At 56.8% G+C, this 23,838-nt stretch carries 23 protein-coding genes; 12 read left to right on the top strand and 11 right to left on the bottom strand.

Annotated elements, in window-relative coordinates; all coding sequences use genetic code 11:
• Nucleotides 1–31: 31 nt before the first annotated feature.
• The 5 genes from prmA to BM029_RS03570 all read left to right on the top strand — a co-directional run bounded on the left by prmA (nucleotide 32) and on the right by BM029_RS03570 (nucleotide 4,510).
• Nucleotides 32–943, top strand: a complete 912-nt coding sequence (gene prmA / locus BM029_RS03590; RefSeq protein WP_092432710.1) for a 50S ribosomal protein L11 methyltransferase — start codon at nucleotides 32–34, stop codon at nucleotides 941–943.
• A gap of 10 nt (nucleotides 944–953) precedes the next feature.
• Nucleotides 954–2,393 (top strand): DUF3426 domain-containing protein, encoded by a 1,440-nt coding sequence (locus BM029_RS03585; RefSeq protein ID WP_092432708.1) that lies wholly within the window; start codon nucleotides 954–956, stop codon nucleotides 2,391–2,393.
• Nucleotides 2,394–2,498: 105 nt separating this feature from the next.
• Nucleotides 2,499–3,431 (top strand): carbohydrate kinase family protein, encoded by a 933-nt coding sequence (locus tag BM029_RS03580; protein WP_092432707.1) that lies wholly within the window; start codon nucleotides 2,499–2,501, stop codon nucleotides 3,429–3,431.
• A gap of 205 nt (nucleotides 3,432–3,636) precedes the next feature.
• Nucleotides 3,637–3,867: a hypothetical protein gene (locus BM029_RS03575; protein WP_092432705.1), complete on the top strand. Its 231-nt coding sequence runs from the start codon at nucleotides 3,637–3,639 to the stop codon at nucleotides 3,865–3,867.
• A gap of 103 nt (nucleotides 3,868–3,970) precedes the next feature.
• The gene (locus tag BM029_RS03570) at nucleotides 3,971–4,510 is read left to right on the top strand and encodes a peroxiredoxin (RefSeq protein WP_092432703.1); all 540 of its coding nucleotides are present in this window, start codon (nucleotides 3,971–3,973) and stop codon (nucleotides 4,508–4,510) included.
• Between the two features lie 82 nt (nucleotides 4,511–4,592).
• On the opposite strand, the gene BM029_RS03565 is transcribed toward BM029_RS03570, so the two are convergent.
• A complete protein-coding gene (locus tag BM029_RS03565; protein WP_092414561.1) occupies nucleotides 4,593–5,828 on the bottom strand; it encodes an MFS transporter in 1,236 nt (411 codons plus the stop codon).
• Nucleotides 5,829–6,007: 179 nt separating this feature from the next.
• On the opposite strand from BM029_RS03565, the gene BM029_RS03560 reads away from it, so the two are divergent.
• Nucleotides 6,008–6,829 carry an AraC family transcriptional regulator gene (locus BM029_RS03560; RefSeq protein WP_092432702.1) on the top strand — a complete coding sequence of 274 codons (822 nt, stop codon included), beginning with the start codon at nucleotides 6,008–6,010 and terminating at the stop codon, nucleotides 6,827–6,829.
• Here BM029_RS03560 and dapA read toward each other — a convergent pair.
• The 3 genes from dapA to BM029_RS25835 all read right to left on the bottom strand — a co-directional run bounded on the left by dapA (nucleotide 6,811) and on the right by BM029_RS25835 (nucleotide 8,844).
• Nucleotides 6,811–7,683 (bottom strand): 4-hydroxy-tetrahydrodipicolinate synthase, encoded by an 873-nt coding sequence (dapA, locus tag BM029_RS03555; protein ID WP_092432700.1) that lies wholly within the window; start codon nucleotides 7,681–7,683, stop codon nucleotides 6,811–6,813. The two genes, BM029_RS03560 and dapA, sit on opposite strands and share 19 nt — an antisense overlap.
• Nucleotides 7,684–7,964: 281 nt before the next feature.
• Nucleotides 7,965–8,573, bottom strand: a complete 609-nt coding sequence (locus BM029_RS03550) for a glutathione S-transferase C-terminal domain-containing protein (protein ID WP_092432699.1) — start codon at nucleotides 8,571–8,573, stop codon at nucleotides 7,965–7,967.
• A 94-nt stretch (nucleotides 8,574–8,667) separates the two neighbouring features.
• The gene (locus tag BM029_RS25835) at nucleotides 8,668–8,844 is read right to left on the bottom strand and encodes a hypothetical protein (protein WP_170850969.1); all 177 of its coding nucleotides are present in this window, start codon (nucleotides 8,842–8,844) and stop codon (nucleotides 8,668–8,670) included.
• Between the two features lie 4 nt (nucleotides 8,845–8,848).
• On the opposite strand from BM029_RS25835, the gene purB reads away from it, so the two are divergent.
• On the top strand, nucleotides 8,849–10,216 hold the full coding sequence (gene purB / locus BM029_RS03540; protein ID WP_092432695.1) for an adenylosuccinate lyase: 1,368 nt from the start codon (nucleotides 8,849–8,851) through the stop codon (nucleotides 10,214–10,216).
• Nucleotides 10,217–10,294: 78 nt separating this feature from the next.
• Here the strand turns inward: purB and secF are convergent, their stop codons facing one another.
• From secF to queA, 5 genes are all read right to left on the bottom strand, one after another.
• Nucleotides 10,295–11,239 (bottom strand): protein translocase subunit SecF, encoded by a 945-nt coding sequence (gene secF, locus BM029_RS03535; RefSeq protein WP_092432693.1) that lies wholly within the window; start codon nucleotides 11,237–11,239, stop codon nucleotides 10,295–10,297.
• A gap of 109 nt (nucleotides 11,240–11,348) precedes the next feature.
• A complete protein-coding gene (gene secD, locus BM029_RS03530) occupies nucleotides 11,349–13,214 on the bottom strand; it encodes a protein translocase subunit SecD (protein WP_092432690.1) in 1,866 nt (621 codons plus the stop codon).
• A gap of 176 nt (nucleotides 13,215–13,390) precedes the next feature.
• Nucleotides 13,391–13,744, bottom strand: a complete 354-nt coding sequence (gene yajC, locus BM029_RS03525) for a preprotein translocase subunit YajC (RefSeq protein WP_092414554.1) — start codon at nucleotides 13,742–13,744, stop codon at nucleotides 13,391–13,393.
• 244 nt (nucleotides 13,745–13,988) lie between these two features.
• Entirely contained in the window at nucleotides 13,989–15,116 is a 1,128-nt protein-coding gene (tgt, locus tag BM029_RS03520) for a tRNA guanosine(34) transglycosylase Tgt (RefSeq protein WP_092432688.1), read from the bottom strand.
• Between the two features lie 28 nt (nucleotides 15,117–15,144).
• Nucleotides 15,145–16,164, bottom strand: coding sequence for a tRNA preQ1(34) S-adenosylmethionine ribosyltransferase-isomerase QueA (gene queA, locus BM029_RS03515; protein ID WP_092432941.1), 1,020 nt, complete (start codon nucleotides 16,162–16,164; stop codon nucleotides 15,145–15,147).
• A gap of 196 nt (nucleotides 16,165–16,360) precedes the next feature.
• Here queA and recG point away from each other — a divergent pair, with 196 nt between their 5' ends.
• From recG to BM029_RS03495, 4 genes are all read left to right on the top strand, one after another.
• On the top strand, nucleotides 16,361–18,496 hold the full coding sequence (gene recG, locus BM029_RS03510) for an ATP-dependent DNA helicase RecG (protein ID WP_092432687.1): 2,136 nt from the start codon (nucleotides 16,361–16,363) through the stop codon (nucleotides 18,494–18,496).
• Nucleotides 18,497–18,620: 124 nt separating this feature from the next.
• A complete protein-coding gene (locus BM029_RS03505; protein WP_092414551.1) occupies nucleotides 18,621–19,568 on the top strand; it encodes a LysR substrate-binding domain-containing protein in 948 nt (315 codons plus the stop codon).
• A gap of 146 nt (nucleotides 19,569–19,714) precedes the next feature.
• Nucleotides 19,715–20,569: a 4-hydroxybenzoate octaprenyltransferase gene (ubiA, locus tag BM029_RS03500; RefSeq protein WP_092432685.1), complete on the top strand. Its 855-nt coding sequence runs from the start codon at nucleotides 19,715–19,717 to the stop codon at nucleotides 20,567–20,569.
• A gap of 93 nt (nucleotides 20,570–20,662) precedes the next feature.
• A complete protein-coding gene (locus BM029_RS03495; RefSeq protein ID WP_092414549.1) occupies nucleotides 20,663–20,986 on the top strand; it encodes an ElaB/YgaM/YqjD family protein in 324 nt (107 codons plus the stop codon).
• A gap of 100 nt (nucleotides 20,987–21,086) precedes the next feature.
• Here the strand turns inward: BM029_RS03495 and proC are convergent, their stop codons facing one another.
• Together proC and BM029_RS03485 are read right to left on the bottom strand one after the other, a co-directional pair.
• Nucleotides 21,087–21,911: a pyrroline-5-carboxylate reductase gene (gene proC / locus BM029_RS03490; RefSeq protein ID WP_092432683.1), complete on the bottom strand. Its 825-nt coding sequence runs from the start codon at nucleotides 21,909–21,911 to the stop codon at nucleotides 21,087–21,089.
• Nucleotides 21,908–22,645, bottom strand: a complete 738-nt coding sequence (locus tag BM029_RS03485) for a YggS family pyridoxal phosphate-dependent enzyme (RefSeq protein ID WP_092432681.1) — start codon at nucleotides 22,643–22,645, stop codon at nucleotides 21,908–21,910. Before BM029_RS03485 ends, proC begins: the two co-directional genes overlap by 4 nt.
• A gap of 122 nt (nucleotides 22,646–22,767) precedes the next feature.
• Between BM029_RS03485 and BM029_RS03480 the strand changes: the two genes are divergently transcribed.
• Nucleotides 22,768–23,811 (top strand): type IV pilus twitching motility protein PilT, encoded by a 1,044-nt coding sequence (locus tag BM029_RS03480; RefSeq protein ID WP_092432679.1) that lies wholly within the window; start codon nucleotides 22,768–22,770, stop codon nucleotides 23,809–23,811.
• Nucleotides 23,812–23,838 lie beyond the last annotated feature (27 nt).

Raw genomic sequence — 23,838 nt, 5'->3', positions numbered from 1 at the left:
CGACGATCCACAACACACAGTAAGGCATCTGATGAGCTGGACCGAAATTGTTATTGAAGTTGCACTGAGCGACGCCGAGACGCTGTCTGATGCGTTGATGGATGCTGGCGCCTTATCGGTTTCGGTAGAAGATGCTGACCTGGGAACCGCCGCTGAACAACCTCTGTTCGGCGAACCCGGCATGGAGCCCAAGGAAGCCGCCTGGCAACGCAGCCGGGTGGTGGCTCTCGCCGAGGTCGATGCCGATCACGATGCTATCGTCAACAACGCCGCCAAAGCTTGTGGCGTCGCGGTCCCACCCTACTCTCTGCGTCCGGTCGCAGCACAGGACTGGGTGCGCCTGACGCAATCCCAATTTGAACCGATCCATATCGGCAAGAATATCTGGGTGGTGCCTAGCTGGCACGATGCGCCCGACGCCAACGGCCTGATCCTGGAACTCGATCCGGGCCTGGCGTTCGGCACCGGCAGCCATCCCACCACCCGCCTCTGCATGGAGTGGCTGGAAATCCATGTGCCGTTGCAAAAACCGCAATCGGTACTCGATTACGGTTGCGGCTCGGGCATCCTTGCCATGGTTGCCAAGAAGCTCGGTAGCACCGCCACCGTCATCGGCGTCGATATCGACCCGCACGCGATCGATGCGGCGCGTTACAACAGCGAACGCAATCATTGCGACGTCGCCTATTATCTGCCGGAAGATTTCAGCACGAAAAGCCCACTGCAAGTGTTCGATACCGTAGTGGCCAACATCCTGTCCGGCCCGCTCAAGCTGATGGCGCCGATGCTGTGCAGCCGCATCGCGGCCGGCGGCAGCCTGACTCTGTCCGGCGTGCTGGCAGAGCAGGCTGATGATGTCATTGCCGCCTACGCGCAATGGATTCCGTTGACCGTCTGGGCAGAGCAGGACGGCTGGGTAGCGTTGTCCGGAAGCCTGAAGTAAGCAGCACGCCATGGCGCTCGCGACCCAATGTCCGCATTGTCAAACTACCTTCAGGGTCGCCAATGACCAGCTGAAGCTTCGCGGCGGCCTGGTGCGCTGCGGCAGCTGCCGCGAAGTCTTCAACGGCATCGAACACCTGGTGCGGCCCGAAGTGGCAACCCCATCGGCAACGCCGGTAGCTACACCTGCAGCGGCGCCAGAGCAAGAAGTCCACACCGTTCAAACCCATGCTCTCGACTCCGGCCAGACTGCCGTAGCAGAACCTCAACATGATGAACCGCCACCTGCCGTTCACAACGCACCACAGCAGGAGCCGGCGCCAGAACCAATGCCGGCAGCCGTGGTTGCAACCGATCACCCGCTACCGACGATAAGCATCAGCGAACCGGTCGTCGTTAACACACATAAAAGCACACCTCAAAACGCACCCGAAACGAAGATCACGGCGTCGGATCGGGTAGAAGCCGCGATTGATGGCCTCGAAGAAGATTTACGCATCGCTGAAGAAACCAGTCAATCGGCGCCAGCCGATGTGCATCACACGCCATTCGGCTTGATCAAGCCGTCCGCCGCCACCGACCCGGACGAACCGACAACCAGTTCGCCGGCGCCGAATGTCTGGCATCGCCATGTAGACGATAACCATAGCGATGACGAAGATCATCAGATGGCGCGCATGACCTTGATGCACGTTGCGGGGCAAGACGATTACCCGCTGCCGGCAAAAACCGGAGCAAAAGACGGTACCGCGCACAGCGACGATGACGAGCTCGACCGCATCATCGACGAGCTTCAACGCAAGCCATGGCGCGGAGAAAAGAATGCCGCAGCTGCAGCCTCCTCGAACGCGACCGACAGCAGCGAAAGCAGTAGCAAAAAGAAAAGCCGCGAGAAAACTGCCGAACCCGAACTGGATGCCAGCGATGAACCAGACTTCGTCCTGAGCGCACGACGCAGGCAGCGCCTCGGCGGCCCGCTGCGCGGAGCCATGTGGGGCATAGGCGCACTATTACTAGTTGGATTGATTGGGCAGTCGACGTATTTTTTCCGCGACCAGCTGGCAGCACGCATGCCGCAGTTCAAGCCGGCGTTGATCAGCGCCTGCGCGAAAATCGGCTGTACGGTTGGCCTGCCTATGAAAATCGACAGTATTTCGATCGAGGCTAATGAACTGCAGGCAGTGGATCCGGCACGCAATCTGTTTTCACTCAACCTGTTGCTGCGCAATCGCAGCGACACTGTGCAAGCCTGGCCCAACATCGAGCTGACTTTGAACGATGCGAATGAGAAGGCGATAGTGCGGCGGGTATTTGCGCCTCACGATTATTTGAACGCATCGGTCAGCTCCGCGCAGGGTTTCGGCAGTGACCAGGAACAGCCTGTGAAACTGGGTTTTGAGCTATTGCAGCTGAAGGCATCGGGTTACCGGGTATATCTGTATTATCCGTAATGCTAAACTCGGTGTCGTTAATCGTCTCGTAGATGTTGTGAATTCCCGCGTGGGCGCTTCGTGCCCACCCTACATTTAAACCCTGTCCTACAAAATACAATTAATATGTCCTCTCTCATCTGCGGCTCACTGGCTTTCGACGTCATCATGCAATTCCCGGGACGTTTCTCGGATTCGCTGTTGCCGGATCAATTGCACAAACTCAGCGTCTCGTTCCTGGTGCCAACCATGCGCCGCGACTTTGGCGGCTGCGCCGGCAATATCGCCTATAACCTGAAGTTGCTGGGTGGTGATCCGCAAATCATGGCCACCGTCGGCCACGATGCCGGCGATTATCTTGCAAGACTGGATCAACAAGGCATTTCGCGCAAAACCGTGCGCACCATCGAGTCGATCTACACTGCGCAATGCTTCATCACCACAGACATCGACAATAACCAGATCAACGCCTTCCATCCAGGCGCGATGACCTACTCGCACGAAAATAAAGTGGCCGATGCTGGTCCGGTCAAACTGGCGATCGTGGCTCCCGATGGCCGCGACGGCATGTTGCAACACGCTGCCGATTGCGTGGCGCAGGGCATTCCGCTGATCTTTGATCCGGGCCAGGGCATGCCGATGTTCAACGGCGACGAATTGAAGCATTTCATCGAGCTCGCGACCTACATCGCCATGAATGATTACGAAGCCGAGATGCTGGCTTCACGTACCGGCTTGTCGCTGCCGCAAATTGCCGAGCGCGTATCGGCGCTGGTGGTTACCCGCGGCGAACTAGGCGCGGAGATATTTACCGCTGGCGGAAAAATCGACATTCCTTGCGTTAAGGCCGAACAAGTATTGGATCCTACCGGCTGCGGCGACGCTTTCCGCGCCGGCATGCTGTATGGCTTGAGCAACGGCATGGACTGGGCTACCACCGGTCGTCTCTCCAGTTTGATGGGCAGCATCAAGATTGCCCATCAAGGCCCACAGAATCACACACCTGACCGTGCCGAAATCGATGATCGATTCCATCGTGAATTTGGTTACCGATTGTAAAAGTAGCACATCAATTCCTATGCTACGCGCCAATACTGGGCGGGGTATATGAAAAAAATCAGTGAATTTCATCCTTATTTTAAAAATTATTTAAACATACTCCCATTCGTCACCAAATTTGCGTGATACATCTTGCCCTTCCCAAGCTGAACTTATCTGCTAGGCTTATATCCAATTTGTATTAGAACAATGGATGGAGAGCCTCATGAACAAACGACTTTTAATAGGTGTAACCTTACTGGGCACAACCTTGCTGCTGGGTGGCTGCGTCGCCTATCCGTACGGTGGTGACGCATATTATGGCGGCGGCTATTACGGTGGCGGCTACTACGCTCCGGCACCTGTCTATGTGGCGCCAAGCGTGGATATCGGCATTGGCTACTCGCGTGGATGGGGTGGCAGAGGCTGGGGCGGTGGCGGCTGGCACGGCCGTTAAGCAGCTTGTCACTTTAGCTTTTCACCTGCGCAGGCTGAACACGTGATTGGACAACGCTGCGATCTCGACGCATGATGCTACCTATCTTTAACCAGGAGTCCTCATGAAACGATTGATTGCCGTTTTATTGGTTTGCAGTGCTGTTGCAGCGCCGGCCTTTGCCGCCCTCAAGGCTGGCGAACAAGCACCGTCATTTACGACCCAGACCTCTCTCGGGGGCAAGATATTCAGCTATTCCCTGGCCGACGAACTGAAAAAAGGCCCGGTAGTACTCTACTTTTATCCGGCCGCCTTCACCAAGGGTTGCACCATTGAGGCTCACTTGTTTGCCGATGCAGTCGACAAGTACAAAGCGCTCGGCGCTTCCGTAATCGGCGTTTCAGCCGACAACATCGACACGCTCAACAAATTTTCAGTCAGCGAATGCCGCAGTAAATTCCCGGTTGCCGCCGATCAGGACCAGAAGATCATGAAGTCCTACGATTCGGTGCTGCTTTCCAAAACCAGCTACGCCGACCGGGTATCGTACGTGATCGCTCCCAACGGCCGCATCATTTACGAATACAGCAGCCTGGATCCGGATAAACATGTCAGCAATACGCTGCAGGCGCTGGAACAGTGGGTGGCCAAGCAGAAGAAATAATGCCGCGATGCTGTAATGCGGTAGCAGATAGAAAAAAAAAAGCGCGCTGTCGACAGCGCGCTTTTTTTACGTGAATTTTCAATCAGCCAGCAACTTTTCGCCGATGCCCCTCAAGATTCGGCAGGAACGCCGCGAGCAAGCCGATCAAAGGCAGGAAAGAGCAGACCTGATAGACAAAACGGATGCTCGTCATGTCCGCCAGCTGACCCAGGGCGGCGGCGCCGATACCGCCCATTCCGAAAGCAAATCCGAAGAACAGCCCTGACACGGTGCCAACTTTGCCAGGCACCAGCTCTTGGGCGAATACCAGGATGGCCGAGAATGCAGAAGCCAGGATCACGCCGATCACCACCGTCAGCACGCCGGTCCAGAACAGATTGGCATACGGCAGCATGAGGGTAAACGGCGCAACGCCCAGAATCGATACCCATATCACCAGCTTGCGGCCAACCTTGTCGCCGATCGGGCCGCCCAGCACGGTACCGGCAGCTACCGCGAACAGGAATACAAACAAATGCAGCTGTGCCGACTGTACCGACAACTGGAATTTATCGATCAGGTAAAACGTGAAGTAGCTGCTCAGGCTGGCCATGTAAAAGTATTTCGAGAAAACCAGCATCAGCAAGATACCGATCGAGAACATGACCTTCTTGCGCGGCAGCGCCACATAGTGCTGCTTTACTTTAGCCGGCTTGCCTTTGGCCTCCATACGCTTGCGCTTGTACCAGTTACCGATCTGCCACAGCACTACAATCGCCAGCAACGCTGCTGCAGAGAACCAGGCGATGCTGGTCTGTCCGTGCGGAATCACAATCCATGCCGCCAGCAACGGCCCCATGGAACTGCCGGCATTGCCGCCTACCTGGAATATCGATTGCGCCAGCCCGTGGCGGCCGCCGGAAGCCATACGCGCCACACGCGACGACTCGGGATGGAAGATGGATGAACCGGTACCGACCAGGGCCGCCGCGAACAGCAAGATGCCGTAGCTCGGCGCGACCGACAATATCAGCAGCCCTACCAAGGTAAAGCCCATTCCCAATGCCAGTGAATACGGCTTGGGATGTTTGTCGGTATACAGCCCCACCAGCGGTTGCAAGATCGATGCGGTAATTTGGTAAGTCAGGGTAATCAGGCCGATCTGCGCAAAGCTGAGATTGAAATTACCTTTCAGCAGCGGATAGATCGACAAGATCAGCGACTGGATCATGTCATTCAGGAAATGGGCAAAACTGATAGCGCCCAATACGCGAAAACCGGTTTTTTCGGCATCGTGCGATCCCAGCGTGGGGGAAATCTGCTTGGCAGCGGTTTGCATGGTGATGGAATGGCTAGTTGGAATAAGGTGCAAATGAGACGAAAAGCAGCCTGGTCAGGCGCGGTAATAACCCTTCCTACGACTCTTTCTCATTCGCAAGACATCAGTGTAAGCAAAAAAACCGAGACTGTTTTAAGATAGAAAGACATAATTTGTCGTGTTTCTGCCATTCTGCAACCATGCCCGTAAAAATACTTACCCATACCAAGATAGGCTTGGTGGATGTCGTCCCGGATGCACAACACCCGGTGCGTCTGCGCGCCCGTAACCTTGCCGCCGCCGAATTGCTGAGCGCCCACTCTCATCCCTGGGGCCAGGTCACCTATGCGCCGGAAGGCGTATTGCGGGTGAGCGTGGGCAACAGCACCTGGATCGTGCCGCCACTGCGGGCCATCTGGATCCCACCGTACGTGGAGCATGAAATGGCGACCATCGAAAAATCGCAATTGCGCGCCTTGTACGTCCATCCCGATGCGGCGCCGTTCCGCGGCCAGGAATGCATCGTGCTGGAAGTGTCGAGCTTGTTGCGTGAACTGATTGTCGCGCTATCGCAAGCCGACGACGACAGCCTGCGCGAGTCGCTACTCAGTCAATTGATACTGGACGAACTGGCCGAGGCAAGGACGCCCGGCATACGCGTCGCCCTGCCGACCGAAAAACGTCTGCAGGCGATCTGCCAGGCGCTGATGGAAACGCCCGATTCAAGCAAGACGCTGGCTGACTGGTCAGAGCAGGTCGGTGCTTCTGAGAGAACCCTGGCGCGCCTGTTCGAACGCGACCTGGGCATGACCTTCGGTCAATGGCGGCAACAGATCAGGCTGGCGCATGCGGCGCCGATGATCGCGCGCGGCATGCCGTTGTCGCTGGTGGCGGCCGAACTAGGCTACGCCAGCCAGTCGGCCTTTTCCGCCATGTTCCGGAAAACCTTCGGCCAGTCGCCGTCGACTTTCTTTGCGCCGAAAAAAATTAGCCAGGCTGCCAATCAGCAGACTTCGCTCTGAGCCAGATGCAACTGCCGTAGCTGCGCTTGTAACGGCGGGCTAGCTGCCGTCATCGGCGCGCGCAGTTCGTCGCAGATCCAACCCTGCTGCGCCAGCAATGCCTTCACCGGCCCCGGACTTGGCTCGGCAAACATCAGCCGGATCAGCGGCGCCAGTTCATGGAAAATGGCGCGGGCGTCGTGCAAACGCTGCTCGACAACCGCACGATACAGCGCTACGAAACGTTGCGGGCACACATTCACCGATGCCGAAATGGCGCCGCTGCCGCCCATGCACAGGCTGTTGAAGATGTTGATGTCTTCTCCCGCCAGCACTTGCAGGCGGCCGTCCGCGATCAGTGCCTGGGTGGTGGCTATCGATCCGCTGCAATCTTTGACCGCCTGTATCTGCGGATGCGCGGCGAGTGTCAACAGAGTCTGCAGTTCGATCTGCACGCCAGTGCGATAGGGAATGTCATACAACACCAGCGGCACCGGACTGGCGTCGGCCAGGCGAGTGAAGTGATCGATAATGCCTTGCTGTGACGGCCGTACATAATAAGGTGCGGGAATCAAAAAGCCGGCGATATCCCGCTCGCTAAACTGCCGCAGGTTTTGGTGCAACTGTCCACTATGATTGTCGCCCAAACCGACAATAACCGGCAAGCCGGCCGCAGCATCCAATACGGTGTACACCACCGCCTGTTGCTCAAGCTGATCCAGCGCGGCGGCTTCGCCGGTGGTGCCGAGCGCCACCAATCCACTCACACCAGCTTCGGCATAGTGACGCACCAGCTTGCGCAAAGCCGGATGGTCGACCTGGCCATCGGAAAAAGGGGTGACCAGCGCTACCCAGATACCAGTAAAAATTGACATTACAACACTCCTGAAAAAAATTAACTGAGTTGACCGTCGTGGGTCCGTTCAGAAGTGCGAAGGAGTTTGCGTGCGGGAGGGAGAGATTTATCCGAGAGCCTGCTGTTCCGTCGCCCATCTGACGGAACAGCGAGCTCCGGTCAGATGAGCTGCTGTTTTTTTGCTTTGACTACGCGGCACAATGCCACTGCACCGCTATGGGCAGGCTGGCATGTGGAATGAGAATTCTGCGTTGTCATGGTTGATGATTTTAATGCACGGGCTAATTTGCAAGGTACAACTTATTGAGGAACGGTATCCTTGAACGACTGACGCTCAGACAATTTCTCAAACAGCTTGGTCAGCGTCGGATAATCTTCGCGCCAGGTAATCTCTGGAAAACGGAAGCTGAGCCAGCCCAGTGCGCAACCTACCGCAACATCGGCCAGCGAATAATGGGTGCCGGAGCAGAATGGTTTTTCCGCCAGGCCCGCCGCCATCGCTTTCAGGCCGGCGTCGATCTTGCGTTGTTGACGATCGATCCATGCCTGGCTGCGCAGCTCTTCAGGGCGCAGGTTGTTTTCCAGGCGAATCAATACGCCGGCATCCAGCACGCCATCGGCCAGCGCTTCCCAGCATTTCACTTCGGAACGCTCACGACTGTTGATCGGAATTAATTTGCCAACCGGTGTCAAGGTGTCAAGATATTCGACGATCACGTGCGAATCGAACATGGCGCCGCCATCTTCCATTACCAGGCAAGGGACCTTGCCCAATGGATTGGAAGCCTGGATCTTGGTGTCTGCAGACCAGACGTCGTCCAGCACAAAGTCGTAATCAAGCTTCTTTTCCGCCATGACAACACGCACTTTGCGAACAAAAGGACTACCCAGGGAACCGATCAGCTTCATATGTCACTTACTGTAAAAAATGTTGGCTGATTATAGCATTCGCCTCCTGCCACTTTGTTCATCACCGACCCTGCCCGCGTGTAAAGCGACATATTTACCACGGTGCCAATGGTAAAATTCGATTTAGCTCGTTTTGCCTTGCGTTGTTGCCAGACGTTGTTGCTAAAATCTCAGATTGATTTTCTTGCGCACCTGCAGCGATGTTGCGCAGTTGCAAAATAGAAACAACTGGCGCGCCAGCCCTATCTTCACTCACCTCTATAGTCATCATTATCATGTCTCTTACCACGCTTTCCGCCCTGTCCCCGCTGGATGGCCGCTACGCCGCCAAAACCGATAAGCTGCGCCCGATCCTGTCCGAGGCCGGTTTCATGCACCACCGGGTCAAGGTTGAAATCGCCTGGCTGCAAGCGCTGTCGAGTGCCGGCTTTGCCGAGATAAAACCGTTCTCCGCCAGCGCCAGTGCGCTGCTAGACAAACTGGCAAGCGATTTCACAGAAGCTGATGCAGAACGCATCAAGGCCATCGAAGCGGTCACCAACCACGATGTCAAAGCGGTCGAGTACTGGCTCAAGGAACAAGTCAAGGACGTACCGGAACTGGTCGCAGCATCTGAATTCATCCACTTCGCCTGCACCTCGGAAGACATCAACAACACCTCGCACGGCATGATGCTGAAAGCCGCGCGCGATACCGTGCTGCTGCCAGCCTTGCAGCAAGTGATCGCCAAGCTGACCGAACTGGCGCACACCAATGCCGATTTGCCGATGATGTCGCGCACCCACGGCCAGCCAGCCAGCCCGACTACGCTCGGCAAGGAAATGGCCAACGTCGTGGCACGCCTGCAACGCGCGGTGAAACGCATCGCCGCGGTGGAAGTCCTGGGCAAGATGAACGGCGCGGTCGGCAACTACAATGCCCACCTGTCGGCCTACCCTGACTTCGACTGGGAAAATTTCTCGAAGAACGTGATCGAGCAGCGCCTGGGCCTGGTGTTCAATCCCTATACCATCCAGATCGAACCGCATGACTACATGGCGGAATTGTTCGATGCAATCAGCCGTACCAACACCATCCTGCTCGACTTGAATCGCGATATCTGGGGCTACATCTCGCTCGGCTTTTTCAAGCAGCGCACCAAGGCCGGTGAAATCGGTTCGTCGACCATGCCGCACAAGGTCAATCCGATCGATTTCGAGAACTCCGAAGGCAACCTGGGCATGGCCAACGCCGTGCTCAAGCACATGTCGGAAAAGCTGCCGCTGTCGCGCTGGCAGCGTGACCTGACCGACTCCACCGTGCTGCGCAACATCGGCGTCGGCCTCGGTTACGCAATCCTGGCTTACGATAGCTGCCTGCGCGGCTTGAACAAACTGGAAGTCAATCCGGGCCGCCTGGCGGAAGATCTGGACGCAACCTGGGAAGTGCTGGCCGAGCCGGTGCAAACCGTGATGCGCCGCTACGGCATTGAGAATCCGTACGAGCAGTTGAAAGAACTGACACGTGGCAAAGGCATCTCCAAAGATGCACTGCGCGAGTTCATCCTCAAGCTGGAAATCCCGCAGGAAGCCAAAGACCATCTGCTGGCCATGACGCCGTCCAACTACATCGGACATGCGGCAATGCTGGCGAAGAAAATCTAAAACTCAGCAAGCGACGCTCATCCCGTCAGACCAAAAAAAACCAGCCAAAAGGCTGGTTTTTTTTATAACTGCAAGGCCTTACACTACAGCGCCGTCAGTCTCGTCTTTTTCCTTGATCGGCTTGATCATGTCTTCACGCTTGACACCCAGCCACATTGCCACAGCCGCCGCCACGAACACCGAAGAGTAGATACCGAACAGAATACCGATAGTCAGCGCCAGTGCGAAGTAATGCAATGCAGGGCCGCCGAACACAAACATCGACAACACCATGATTTCAGTACTGCCGTGGGTGATGATGGTACGGGAGATCGTACTGGTGATCGCATGGTTCATGACATCCGACACCGCCAGTTTGCCGAAGCGGCGATCGCGGAAAGTTTCACGCACCCGGTCGAACACCACCACCGATTCATTCACCGAATAACCCAATACCGCCAGGATCGCCGCCAACACCGTCAGTGAGAATTCCCATTGGAAGAATGCGAAGAAGCCGAGAATGATCACCACGTCATGCAAGTTGGCGATAATCGCGGCTACCGCGTACTTCCATTCGAAGCGAATGGCCAGGTAAATCATGATGCCGATCACCACGAACAGCAACGCCATCAAGCCGTCATGCGCCAGTTCGTCACCCACTTGCGGTCCGACGAACTCGGTGCGTTTCAACTGGACATCAGGATCCTGTTGCTGCAAGGCTTTCAGTACGGTAGCGCTTTGCTCATTGGAATTTTCACCCTTTTTTGCTGGCAGGCGAATCATCACATCTTGCGCGGTGCCGAAATTGGTGACCTGGTTATCGGTATAACCAATGCCCTCAACCGTCTTGCGGATGCCCTCGATATTGGCCGGCTTGCTGTAGGCGACTTCGATTACCGTACCGCCGGTAAACTCGATCGACAGATGCAGGCCTTTCGAGAACAGGAAGAAGACGGCGAATACAAACGTCAGCGCCGAGATTGCATTGAATATCAATGCATGGCGCATGAACGGAATATCTTTTTTGATACGGAAAAGTTCCATCACATTCCTTTTGGTTCACACCACTGGTTCTTACCTGTGTGGCCGCGCATCCCTGGATGCCAATGCGGCCACAACGTTATTCAATATCCGCTTGCAGCTTGGTTGCAACTCAAGCGTTCGGTTTCCAGATCTGGCCAATCGACAAGCTCGTCAGTTTCTTCTTGCGGCCGTACCAAAGATTGGCGAAACCACGCGAAACGAAGACTGCCGAGAAAATCGAAGTCAGGATACCGAGGCAATGCACCACTGCAAAACCGCGAATCGCACCGGAACCGAAAATCAACAACGCCAGACCGGCAATCAATGTCGTCACGTTCGAGTCGAGAATGGTGGCCCAGGCGCGGTCGAAACCGATCGAAATCGCTGCCTGCGGCGAATTACCGTTACGCAGTTCTTCGCGGATACGTTCATTCACCAGCACGTTGGCGTCGATCGCAATACCGAGGGTCAGCGCAATCGCGGCGATACCCGGTAAGGTCAGTGTTGCCTGCAAAGTCGACAGCACCGCGATCAGCAACAACAGGTTGACCGACAGAGCCAGTACGCTGAACAGGCCGAACAGCATGTAGTAAATGATCATGAACACGGCGATGACGGCGAAACCGTACATGGTCGAGTCAAAACCTTTCTTGATATTCTCGGCGCCCAGTTGCGGGCCGATGGTACGTTCTTCGATGATCGTCATCGGTGCTGCCAGCGAGCCGGCGCGCAACAACAACGCCAGGTCGGCTGCAGCTTCCGGCGAACCCATGCCGGTGATCTGGAAGCGCGAACCCAACTCGCTTTGAATCGTCGCCACGGTCAGGACTTCGCCCTTGCCTTTTTCAAACAGCACGATCGCCATCGCCTTGCCAACCTTGCCGCGTGTAGCGTCGCGCATCTTGCGGCCGCCGTCGCCATTAAGGTCGATACTGACGGCAGGTTGCTGGTTCTGGTCGAAGCTGACGGCGGCGCTGGAGATATAGTCGCCGGTCAACACCGGATCCTTGTACAGCACTACCGGCGCATTCTTGCCGACCTTGAACAGTTCGGAACCGAAAGGTATGGCGGCGGTAGCTTCCGTGCCGCGGGTCACCGACTCATCCACCATGCGCACTTCCAGCGTGGCGGTACGGCCGATGATGTCCTTGGCGCGCGAAACGTCTTGCACACCTGGCATTTGCACCACGATGCGGTCAGCACCCTGGCGCTGGATGATCGGCTCGCTCACGCCCAGTTCATTAACCCGTTTCGACAAGGTCGTGATGTTTTGGGTAACGCCGTTATCGACGATCTGCTTGAGCGCTTCCGGCTTCAGCGATGCCGTCAGCATCGGGTCGGAACCGGCAACCGCCGGCGCCACCTGGATCAGCATCTCAGACAGTTGCGGCGCCAATATTTTGCGCGCCTTTTCCAGCGTATCCTGGTCGCGGAAACTGATTTCGATGGAGTCGCCATTGCGGTTGATGCCGCTGTAGCGAATATCCTTGTCGCGCAGTTCGCTGCGGGCGCTGGATTGCAAACCTTGCAAGCGTTTGTTGATGACCGCCTTGGTATCGACCTGCATCAGGAAGTGCACGCCGCCGCGCAAATCGAGTCCCAGATACATCGGGAACGCGTGGATGGCTTGCAACCAATGCGGCGTATTCGGCACCAGGTTGAAGGCGACCACGTAGACTGGATCGGTCGGGTCGGTATTCAGCTTTTGTTCCAGCAAAGCCTTGGCCTTGAACTGAGTATCGGTATCGTGGAAACGGGCGCGCACCGTGCCTTGGGCGCCGGCGGTCTCAAAAGTGACGCTGTCCGTCACCAGGTTACCTTGTTGCAGCACCTGCGAAACCTGGTCAGCCAGCGAGCTGTCGACCTTCAAGGTCGATTTGCCGCTGCTCACCTGTACCGCAGGCGATTCGCCAAAGAGATTCGGTATGGTGTACAGCACGCCAAACAGCAGCGCGATGACGATCAGAATATATTTCCAGAGAGGATAGCGATTCATAGTGATTCAGCGTTCTGTGCGAGTCTCAATATCAGATGAGTCTCTTGCTTGTGTGTGAGGCTGCCGATGCCCTGAGCGGATTTCGCTGCGGGGCTCTTTTCTGTATTTGACAACATACCTGACAAGTAACGAGAGCACCCATCCGGATGCTCTCATTCCATCAATCAGGGCAAATTTTACAGTGCCGTCTTGATTGTGCCCTTTGGCAGCAAAGTGGTGACCGAACCCTTTTGCACCACGACTTCAGTACCGCTGGCGATTTCCAGGGTGATGTAGCCGTCGGCAACTTTGGTGATCTTGCCCAGCATGCCGCCGGCGGTGACGACTTCATCGCCCTTGCCGAGTGCTTCCATCATGGCTTTTTGCTCTTTCTGACGCTTCATTTGCGGGCGAATCATCAAGAAATACAGCACTACGAACATCAGGATGATCGGCAAGAAGCTGGTCAGGTTGCCGCTCAGGCCCAGCGGGCCGGTGGCAGCGGTGGCTGCAGGTGCAGCTTGCGCATATGCATTGGAAATAATGAACACGAGTTGCTCCAAGTAGTAGTTTGAAAATAGCCCAGCATTCTAGCATTGGGTAGCGGCATACAACCGCCTGTGTGTCGCCCGTTGCCATTTATTGCCGGGAAAAATCAGCTCAGCCCGCCACGGCAACATGTACCGAGGCAGCTGGAACCAGCTGTCATAGACCGTTTTACCTAAAAATAGTTGCAAAAATACATATTTTTAAGATGCTTTACCAACAACTTACTGGTAACCTGCACTGGCAGCCTTATACGCCGCGCGCCCGGTCCACATGAAATTGCTTCACAAACACACTGAATTGGCCGACATCCAGGGCATTCCTGATATTTTTCATCAAATCCAGGTAATAGTGAAGATTGTGAATCGTATTCAACCGCGCGCCAAGGATTTCACCGGTGCGATGCAAATGATGCAAGTAAGCGCGTGAGAAATTGCGGCAGGCATAGCAGCCACAAGTCTCGTCCAGCGGCTTTTCATCTTCCTTGTAACGCGCATTCTTGATCTTCAGATCACCGAAGCGGGTAAACAACCAGCCGTTGCGCGCGTTGCGGGTAGGCATCACGCAGTCGAACATGTCAACGCCGTTCTCAACCCCGGCCACCAGATCCTCCGGTGTGCCGACACCCATCAGATAGTGCGGCTTATCGGCCGGCAGTTGCGGTCCGATATGCGCCAGCACGCGCATCATTTCTTCTTTCGGCTCACCCACCGACAGGCCGCCTATGGCAATGCCGTTGAAACCGACGTCCTGCAAGCCGGCCAGCGACTCATCGCGCAAATGCTCGTACATGCCGCCCTGGACGATGCCAAACAGCGCATTCGGATTTTCCAGCTGGTCGAACTCGTTCTTGGAGCGCTTGGCCCAGCGCAGCGACATCCGCATCGATTGCGCCGCCTCGTCGCTGGTGGCCGGCCTGCCCTCGATTTCATACGGCGTGCATTCATCGAACTGCATCACGATGTCGGAATTCAAGATCTTCTGGATCTGCATCGACACTTCAGGCGAGAGGAACAGTTTGTCGCCGTTAATCGGCGATGAGAACTTGACGCCCTCTTCGGTAATCTTGCGCATGGCGCCCAGTGAAAACACCTGGAAACCGCCGGAATCGGTCAGGATCGGTTTATCCCAACCCATGAACTTGTGCAGGCCGCCGAATTTTTCGATGACGTCATTGCCCGGCCGTAGCCATAGATGGAAAGTATTGCCGAGAATGATCTGTGCCTCGATCTCAACCAGTTCCAGCGGCGACATCGCCTTCACCGAGCCATAAGTGCCGACCGGCATGAAAATCGGCGTTTCAACAACGCCGTGGTTGAGTTTGAGACGGCCGCGACGGGCCTTTCCTTCGGTTTTTAGCAGCGTGAATTCAAGCATGGGTAGTAGCAATCTTCAATAATCAGGATCAAACGTTATTAGTAAGCAGCATCGCGTCGCCGTAACTGAAGAAGCGATAGCGCTGCGCGATGGCATGGGCGTAGGCGGAGCGGATACAGTCGTAACCGGCAAAGGCGGATACCAGCATCAGCAAGGTCGATTTCGGCAAATGGAAATTGGTGATCAGGCGGTCAACCGTCTTAAAGGTATAGCCCGGCGTAATGAACAATGCGGTATCCGCGCTTCCGGCCTGCAAAACGCCGGATTGCGAGGCCGACTCCAGCGCGCGCAAGCTGGTAGTACCTACCGCTACCACTTTGCCGCCGGCAGCCTTGGTCGCCCGCACGGCATCAACCGTGGCGTCAGTGATCGTATACCACTCGCTATGCATCTTGTGTTCTGCCAGGTTCTCGCTACGCACCGGCTGGAACGTGCCGGCGCCTACATGCAGCGTGACATAAGCAAACCCGATACCCTTTTGTTGCAGGCGTTCCAGCAAAGCCTGGTCGAAATGCAGGCCGGCAGTGGGCGCAGCCACGGCGCCGGCATGCTTTGCATAGACCGTTTGATAACGGGTTTCGTCGAAGGCATCGGCGTCATGCTCGATATACGGCGGCAGGGGCAAGCGGCCGTGGGCCTCGATCAGTTCGAACACATCGGCCGGGAACTGCAGCGTATAAAATTCACCGACGCGCTCGCCCACCACCACATCAAACGCCTCGGCCAGGCAAATCCTGGTGCCGGCCGGCGGCGATTTCGAGGCACGCACCTGGGCATGCACGGTACGGTTATCGATTACGCGTTCGACCAGTACTTCAACCTTGCCGCCGGTTTCCTTGACGCCGAAGAAGCGCGCCTTGAGCACCCGGGTATCGTTAAATACCAGCAGATCGCCGGGATTCAGGAGACCGACGATGTCGGCAAACTGACGGTCAATGAATTGTTCGCCGTCTATATGCAGCAGGCGCGAGGCGCTGCGCTCGGATAGCGGCGTTTGCGCGATCAGTTCTGGCGGCAGGTCGAAATCGTAATCGGAAAGAGAATGCATGTTCGGATAAATAATGAAATAACAGTCGGGGCGGCTCACACCCGGTTGCCAATACGGCTATAGGCTTTACAATGGCAAACGTTGAAATCCACCCTGGACAGGGATGCAGCAACCTGATGCCTGGTTTGCTACCTTTGCATAAGCAAACCCGCTATTTTACGCCCTGTAGCTCCCTGCCACCCAATAACAGTCCGATATGCCCGCTCCGAAGCGAAAACCTGCCACACCCGCCCCTTCTGCACCGGTTGCCAATACGCGTGCCAGCAAGCTGGAAAAGCTGGGGCTGCGCTCGGACATGGACCTGGTTTTGCACCTGCCGCTGCGCTATGAGGACGAAACCGAGGTTATCGCCATCCGGCAAGCCGGCATGATGGGTACTAGCGTAGCGCAAGTTGAAGGCGTCGTCACCGCCTGCAATATCCAATACCGGCCGCGGCGACAGCTGATCGTCACCATTGCCGACGACAGCGGCCAGCTAGTGATGCGTTTCCTGAATTTTTACGGCAGCCAGACCAAGCAGCTGGCGGTCGGCACCCGAGTCCGCGCACGCGGCGAAATCCGTCACGGCTTTTTCGGCGCCGAGGTGGTCCATCCCAATTATAAAGTGGTGCTGGAAGGTGCTCCGCTGCCGGACGTCCTGACCCCGGTCTACCCTGCCGGTGAAGGTTTGTCGCAGGTTTTCCTGCGCAAAGCCATCGCCGATGCCATGCAACACATCGAATGGCGCGACACCTTGTCGCCGGCACAACTGGCGGCGCAGCAATTGATGCCTTTCGAAACGGCGGTGCGCCTGCTGCACAATCCGCCGCCGGAAGTCGACGAGCATGCACTGGAAGATCGTTCCCATCCGGCCTGGGTACGCATGAAATTCGACGAGTTGCTGGCTCAGCAGCTATCGTTGAAACGGGCCCAGGTTGCACGCCGCGCCAAGAATGCCCGCGCGCTGCCGGTCGTAGGGCAATTGTCTGCCGCATTTCTAGCCACGCTACCGTTCAGCCTGACCAAAGCGCAACAACGGGTAGTGGCCGAAATCAGTGTCGACCTGTGTGCTTCATTTCCCATGCAGCGCCTGCTGCAAGGCGATGTCGGCAGCGGTAAAACCGTGGTTGCCGCGCTGGCAGCTGCGCAAGCCATCGACAGCGGTTATCAAGCCGTATTGATGGCCCCGACCGAAATCCTGGCAGACCAGCATTTCCGCAAGATTGCGGCCTGGATGGAGCCGCTTGGCGTGCGCGTGGCCTGGCTCACCGGCAGCCTGAAAAAGAAAGAAAAGCTGGCGTCGCTAGCCATGATCGAATCGGGCGAAGCACAGCTGGTGATCGGCACCCATGCCTTGATCCAGGACAGCGTGCAATTTGCCAAGCTTGGCCTGGTGATCGTCGACGAACAGCATCGTTTTGGCGTTGGCCAGCGGCTGGCCCTGCGTAATAAAACCACTTCCGAGAATGGCGGCGGTGACGCCGCTGAAAAAAGCGCGGCCGCGGTCGCACCACCAGTCGTGCCGCATCAATTGATGATGAGCGCTACGCCTATCCCGCGGACCTTGGCGATGACGTATTACGCCGACCTGGAAATCTCGGTGATCGACGAACTGCCGCCTGGCCGCACCCCGATCGTCACCCGGGCAGTCGACCAGATGCGGCGCGACGAAGTGATCGAACGGGTGCATGCGGCGGTGCAGGACGGCAGGCAAGCTTACTGGGTCTGTCCGCTAATCGAAGAATCGGAAGCCTTGCAATTGCAAACCGCGACCGAGACCTATGCGATGCTGGTGGAAGCCCTGCCCGACTTGCGGATCGGCCTGGTCCACGGCCGCCTCAAGCAAGCCGAGAAACAGGAAGTGATGGACGCCTTCAGCGCCGGCGCCTGCCACGTGCTGGTGGCCACCACCGTGATTGAAGTCGGAGTCGATGTCCCTAACGCTTCGCTGATGGTGATCGAGCATGCGGAACGCTTCGGATTATCGCAGCTGCATCAGCTACGCGGGCGAGTTGGACGCGGTTCTGCAGCGAGCGTATGCTTGCTGTTATACCAAAGCCCCCTCGGTCATATCGCCAAGCAGCGCCTGATGACCATGCGCGAGACCACGGATGGCTTTGAAATAGCCCGGCGCGACCTGGAAATCCGCGGCCCCGGTGAATTCCTGGGAGCGCGCCAGTCTGGCCAGGCCATGTTGCGCTTCGCCGACCTGACCACCGACCAGTGGCTGGTTGATCGTGCCCGCGATCTGGCGCAGACGCTGCTGCAAGATCCGACAGCCGCCAACCAGGCCACCGTCAGCGCCCATCTGGCGCGCTGGCTGGGCGGGCGGGAAGATTTTTTGAAGGTTTAAGGGACACGGCAGGATGGGCAAGGTGTTTTCCCCACGCTTTACCGGAATCGACGTTGTAGGTGAATCGGAGTTCACGCGTGGGCAGAGCTGCCCACCCTACGAAAAAATATGCGAAGATAACAACATGACACTGACCGAACTCAAATATATCGTCGCGGTTGCCCGCGTCAAGCATTTTGGCCATGCTGCAGAAGCATGTTTCGTGGCGCAACCCACTCTCTCAGTAGCGATCAAGAAACTGGAAGACGAACTGGGTGTCGTGATTTTCGAACGGGGCGGCACGGAAATTTCAGTGACGCCACTGGGTTCGCAGATTGTGGCGCAGGCCGAACGGGTGCTGGAGCAAACCGCCACCATCCGCGAAATCGCCAACCAGAACAAAGATCCCCTGGCCGGCCCTCTGCGGCTGGGTATCATCTATACCGTCGGCCCCTACCTGCTGCCGCCGCTGGTGAAAACCATGATCGAGCAAGTACCGCAGATGCCGCTTGTACTGCAGGAAAATTTCACCGTGCGCCTGCTGGAGCTGCTGCGCCAAGGTGAGCTGGATGCCGCCATCATCGCCCTGCCGTTTCCCGAACATGGCCTCATGGTGCAACCGCTGTACGACGAACCGTTTGTGGTAGCGTTACCCAAGCATCATGCCTGGGCCGACCGCGCCAGCATCAGCGCTCAGGATCTCAAATCGGAAACCATGCTATTGCTCGGCAATGGCCATTGTTTCCGCGACCAGGTGCTGGAAGTGTGTCCTGAAATGTCGCGCTTTTCGACTGCCGGCGATGGCATCGCCCGCACCTTCGAAGGTTCATCGCTGGAAACCATCCGCCACATGGTGGCTTCCGGCATCGGCATTACGGTGCTGCCGCAAGCTTCGGTACCCGATATCGGCGCCAAGGACGGCATGCTGCGCTACGTACCGTTTACCGCGCCGGGGCCATCGCGCCGGGTGGTGATTGTGTGGCGCAAAAGCTTCACCCGCCATGCCGCCATCGAAGCGGTGCAAAAGGCAGTGCTGGATTGCGGCCTGAAAGGCGTGACCTTGCTGCATGACGCACTTGCTGTCGAGGGTTGATCAAATAAGAAGTAAGCATCTGATACCTTGGGTGGAACAACGTTGCCGCCCAAGGCATTCTTCAATCCCGTGTCCGATCCTGTGACTTTTCCCGCTCATCTCTTACCCGCTGCCGCCTGACGGCAACGCCAATCGCACAAATTGCAATGAATCGTCTCAAACTCTATTTCCTGCTGATCCGCGCCAACAAACCGGTCGGCATCCTGCTACTGCTTTGGCCGACCCTGGCCGCCTTGTGGCTGGCCGCCGATGGCAAACCGGCCTGGACCCTGGTCGTGATTTTCTGCCTTGGCACGGCTTTGATGCGCTCAGCCGGATGCGCAATCAACGATTTCGCCGACAGGGATTTTGACAAACACGTCAAGCGTACCGCCGACCGTCCTTTAACCAGCGGTAAAATCGCTGCCTGGGAAGCGGTAATGGTTGCCGTGGTGCTGACGCTGCTGTCGCTGTTGCTGATCCTGCCGCTGAATACGCTGACCAAAGAATTGTCCGTGATCGCGGTAATCGTGGCCGGCAGCTACCCCTACTTCAAGCGTTTCTTCGCCATTCCGCAGGCCTATCTCGGCATCGCCTTCGGCTTCGGCATACCAATGGGATTCGCCGCCATACAAGGAACGGTGCCAGCGGCCGCCTGGCTGCTATTGCTCGCCAACGTATTCTGGGCCGTCGCCTACGACACCGAATACGCCATGGTCGACCGCGACGACGACCTCAAGATCGGCATCCGGACTTCCGCGATTACCTTCGGCCGTTACGATGTGCTGGCAATCATGCTTTGTTATGCGTTCAGTTTGGGATTAGTATTTGCTGTAGGCTGGCAATTCGGCTTACGCGGCTGGTTTAGCGCCGGCATGCTGCTGGCGGCCGGTTGCGCCGTTTATCACTACCGTTTGATCCGCACGCGCGAGCGCGCCGGCTGCTTTGCCGCCTTTCGCCACAATAACTGGCTGGGGGCGGCGGTATTTGGCGGGATTGCTCTGGACTACGCATTAAGATAACCGCATAACAATAAGACGCAACTTATGATGCGCAACTTATGATGGTATATTAGGCAACATCTTTCCCCCGCAATCCACATTGAAGAGGCAAACATGGCTACTACCAACGACAACGTAAAAGAGATGCGCGACAACCTGGCAGGCGAACTCAAATCCGTGATCAAGGAAGCAGAAACCCTGCTCGACGATACCCACGATCATGCTGAAAAAAAATATAATTCGGCGCGTGAAAAATTGAAAGCGGCACTGGAAACTGCTAAAACAGAGCTGCCGAAAGCCACAAAAAAAGCCGTGGCGCACACTAAACACGCGGCGCATGTGACCGATGAATATGTCGGCGACAATCCGTGGAAAGCCGTCAGCGTGGCAGCCGCCATCGGTTTGCTGGCTGGCCTGGTGATTGGCCGTAGCAAATAAAATCTGAAAGTCTGACGCGAGTCGTCATCCGGCTTGTCAGCGGCAAAAAAACAGCGGCAGTCGCGATGCGATTGCCGCTGTTTTTTTGCACCCAGCCGTGTCAGTCGCGGCCGAACTCGTCGCCCAATTCCTGTCCACGCGCTGCCGCTGCCTTGATGGCGGTGATGATTGCCCCTTTTACGTCAGCAGTCTCCATACTGGTCAACGCGGCATAAGTGGTGCCGCCCTTGGAAGTAACGCGTTCACGCAACAAGGCTACCGGCTCTGACGATTGCGCCGCAAGCTGCGCGGCGCCGACGAAGGTGGCCTTGGCCAGTTCGATACCCTGTTGCGCAGTCAAACCCAGTTCCTGGGCCGCCTGCTGCATCGCTTCGATAAAATAAAATACATACGCCGGGCCGCTGCCGGATACCGCGGTTACCGCATCAATCTTCGCCTCGTCATCCAGCCACACCGTGCTGCCCACCGCGCGCAAGATAAGATCGGCGGTTTCGCGTTGCTCTTCCGATACGCCGGCAGTAGCGACCATCCCGGTAATTCCCTGACCGATCAGCGCCGGCGTATTCGGCATGCAGCGTACGATGGCATCGTGGCCGCCCAGCCAGCGCGCCAGATCGACGGCGCGAATCCCGGCCGCAATCGACAACACCAGCTGCGTCGTAACGTGCGGCCGCAATTTGGCTACCATCTCTTTCATTTGCTGAGGCTTGACTGCCAGCACGATCACCTGGCTGTTGCTTACCGCCGCGTCGATTTCGGTTGCCGTGCTGACGCAAAAACGTTGCTCCAGATTCTGCAAGGCTGCCGGATTCAAATCGATCACATGGATGTTGGCGCCCTCCGTAACCTTGCCGGCCAGCCCGCCGATCAGGGCCGCCGCCATATTGCCGCCGCCGATGAAACTGATTTTTAGTTTACTGTTCATGATTCCTTGTTCCGTTCACGTTGCCCAAAAATTGCGCTGCCCACGCGCACGATAGTAGCGCCTTCTTCAATCGCCACCGCCATGTCTGCCGACATTCCCATCGACAAGGTATCCAGTTGCGGTGCCGCTAATTCCTGTTGCAGCTGCGTCAGCAATTCCCTGGTCTGGCGAAATGCCGCATGTTGTTTCTGTTGATCGTCGGTTGGCTCCGGTATCGCCATCAAGCCGCGTAACGCCAGCCCGGGCAATCCCACAACAGCTCGAGCCACGTCCAGCACTTCCGACGGCGCCATGCCGCTCTTGCTAGCCTCGCCGCTGATATTCACCTGCAGGCAGATATTCAACGGCGCCAGGTGTGGCGGCCGTTGCTGCGACAGGCGTTGGGCGATTTTTTCGCGGTCGACCGTATGCACCCAGTCGAAATGCTCGGCGATGGCGCGCGTCTTGTTGCTTTGAATCGGCCCGATAAAATGCCATTCCAGCAAGACATCAGCGCCGGCATCCGGTCCGGATTTGAGCGCCAGGTCGACCGCCGCCATTTTCGCCAGCGCCTCCTGCAGGTAGTTTTCACCGAAAGCGCGCTGGCCGGCGGTAATCGCTTCCAGCACCATCTCGGCGCCGAAGGTTTTGGACACCGCCAGCAACGCGACACTGTCAGGCTGGCGCGACACCGCGGCAGCCGCAGCCTGAATACTGCTATGGACGGCTTGCAACTTGTGGGACATTAAGGACATAATCGGAGAGTTTGAAAATTGCCGTAAAGAACTACCTACTTACATGGCCAGGCGGTCTGACAAGCGGTGCCCGGGCAGAAAAAATGCTTTTCAACAAACAAAATACAGCACAGGGATTATAAATGGACATTTCCGAACTTCTGGCTTTTTCGGTGAAGAATAAGGCATCCGATTTGCATCTATCCGCAGGCTTGCCGCCGATGATCCGGGTTCATGGCGATGTGCGCCGTATCAACTTGCCGCCGCTGGAGCACAAAGATGTGCATTCCATGATCTATGACATCATGAACGATGGCCAGCGCAAGGCATACGAAGAACATCTGGAATGCGATTTTTCATTTGAAATCCCCGGCCTGGCACGTTTCCGCGTGAATGCCTTCAACCAGGATCGCGGCGCTGCCGCCGTGTTGCGGACCATTCCATCGACAGTCCTGACACTGGAACAACTCAACGCGCCGCGTATTTTTGCCGAGTTGGCGCTGAAGCCACGCGGCCTGGTGCTGGTCACCGGCCCGACCGGTTCCGGCAAGTCGACCACGCTGGCGGCTATGGTCAATCACGTCAATGAAAATGAGTACGCGCATATCCTGACCATCGAAGACCCTATCGAATTCGTCCATCAACCGAACAAGTGCCTGATCAACCAGCGCGAAGTCGGACCGCACACCCATTCGTTCAGTAATGCACTGCGCTCGGCGTTGCGGGAAGACCCGGACGTCATCCTGGTCGGCGAATTACGCGATCTGGAGACCATCCGGCTGGCGCTGACAGCGGCCGAAACCGGTCACTTGGTGTTCGGCACGCTGCACACCTCTTCCGCCGCCAAAACCATCGACCGTATCGTCGACGTGTTCCCGGGCGAAGAAAAAGAAATGGTGCGCGCCATGTTGTCGGAATCGCTGCAAGCGGTGATCTCCCAAAGCCTGCTCAAGACCAAGGACGGCTCCGGCCGCGTAGCCGCCCATGAAATCATGCTGGGCACACCGGCGATCCGCAACCTGATCCGCGAAAGCAAGATTGCGCAGATGTATTCGGCGATCCAGACCGGCAGTAACATGGGCATGCAAACCCTCGACAGCAACCTGACCGAACTGGTCAAGCGCAACGTGATCTCGCTGGCTAGCGCACGTGCCGCGGCGAAAACACCGGATAATTTCCCAGGCTAAGTGACACCTCAAGCTAAGCTTAATCTG

The sequence above is a fragment of the Collimonas sp. OK607 genome (genome assembly GCF_900111995.1).
Classification (GTDB): domain Bacteria; phylum Pseudomonadota; class Gammaproteobacteria; order Burkholderiales; family Burkholderiaceae_D; genus Collimonas.
The sequence above is the reverse complement of the archived record's forward strand: the minus strand, read 5'-3'. Positions and strand labels throughout refer to the sequence as shown.

What these genes read in the sequence shown, in the direction of transcription:
- ubiA (WP_092432685.1), top strand. Translation starts at nt 19,715, where the DNA reads ATGAATCGTCTCAAACTCTATTTCCTGCTGATCCGCGCCAACAAACCG.
- secF (WP_092432693.1), bottom strand. Translation starts at nt 11,239, where the DNA reads ATGGAACTTTTCCGTATCAAAAAAGATATTCCGTTCATGCGCCATGCA.
- purB (WP_092432695.1), top strand. Translation starts at nt 8,849, where the DNA reads ATGTCTCTTACCACGCTTTCCGCCCTGTCCCCGCTGGATGGCCGCTAC.
- BM029_RS25835 (WP_170850969.1), bottom strand. Translation starts at nt 8,844, where the DNA reads ATGATGACTATAGAGGTGAGTGAAGATAGGGCTGGCGCGCCAGTTGTT.
- proC (WP_092432683.1), bottom strand. Translation starts at nt 21,911, where the DNA reads ATGAACAGTAAACTAAAAATCAGTTTCATCGGCGGCGGCAATATGGCG.
- BM029_RS03565 (WP_092414561.1), bottom strand. Translation starts at nt 5,828, where the DNA reads ATGCAAACCGCTGCCAAGCAGATTTCCCCCACGCTGGGATCGCACGAT.
- BM029_RS03585 (WP_092432708.1), top strand. Translation starts at nt 954, where the DNA reads ATGGCGCTCGCGACCCAATGTCCGCATTGTCAAACTACCTTCAGGGTC.
- secD (WP_092432690.1), bottom strand. Translation starts at nt 13,214, where the DNA reads ATGAATCGCTATCCTCTCTGGAAATATATTCTGATCGTCATCGCGCTG.
- BM029_RS03580 (WP_092432707.1), top strand. Translation starts at nt 2,499, where the DNA reads ATGTCCTCTCTCATCTGCGGCTCACTGGCTTTCGACGTCATCATGCAA.
- BM029_RS03570 (WP_092432703.1), top strand. Translation starts at nt 3,971, where the DNA reads ATGAAACGATTGATTGCCGTTTTATTGGTTTGCAGTGCTGTTGCAGCG.
- BM029_RS03550 (WP_092432699.1), bottom strand. Translation starts at nt 8,573, where the DNA reads ATGAAGCTGATCGGTTCCCTGGGTAGTCCTTTTGTTCGCAAAGTGCGT.
- BM029_RS03560 (WP_092432702.1), top strand. Translation starts at nt 6,008, where the DNA reads ATGCCCGTAAAAATACTTACCCATACCAAGATAGGCTTGGTGGATGTC.
- prmA (WP_092432710.1), top strand. Translation starts at nt 32, where the DNA reads ATGAGCTGGACCGAAATTGTTATTGAAGTTGCACTGAGCGACGCCGAG.
- BM029_RS03495 (WP_092414549.1), top strand. Translation starts at nt 20,663, where the DNA reads ATGGCTACTACCAACGACAACGTAAAAGAGATGCGCGACAACCTGGCA.
- dapA (WP_092432700.1), bottom strand. Translation starts at nt 7,683, where the DNA reads ATGTCAATTTTTACTGGTATCTGGGTAGCGCTGGTCACCCCTTTTTCC.
- BM029_RS03480 (WP_092432679.1), top strand. Translation starts at nt 22,768, where the DNA reads ATGGACATTTCCGAACTTCTGGCTTTTTCGGTGAAGAATAAGGCATCC.
- BM029_RS03505 (WP_092414551.1), top strand. Translation starts at nt 18,621, where the DNA reads ATGACACTGACCGAACTCAAATATATCGTCGCGGTTGCCCGCGTCAAG.
- recG (WP_092432687.1), top strand. Translation starts at nt 16,361, where the DNA reads ATGCCCGCTCCGAAGCGAAAACCTGCCACACCCGCCCCTTCTGCACCG.
- tgt (WP_092432688.1), bottom strand. Translation starts at nt 15,116, where the DNA reads ATGCTTGAATTCACGCTGCTAAAAACCGAAGGAAAGGCCCGTCGCGGC.
- BM029_RS03575 (WP_092432705.1), top strand. Translation starts at nt 3,637, where the DNA reads ATGAACAAACGACTTTTAATAGGTGTAACCTTACTGGGCACAACCTTG.
- BM029_RS03485 (WP_092432681.1), bottom strand. Translation starts at nt 22,645, where the DNA reads ATGTCCTTAATGTCCCACAAGTTGCAAGCCGTCCATAGCAGTATTCAG.
- queA (WP_092432941.1), bottom strand. Translation starts at nt 16,164, where the DNA reads ATGCATTCTCTTTCCGATTACGATTTCGACCTGCCGCCAGAACTGATC.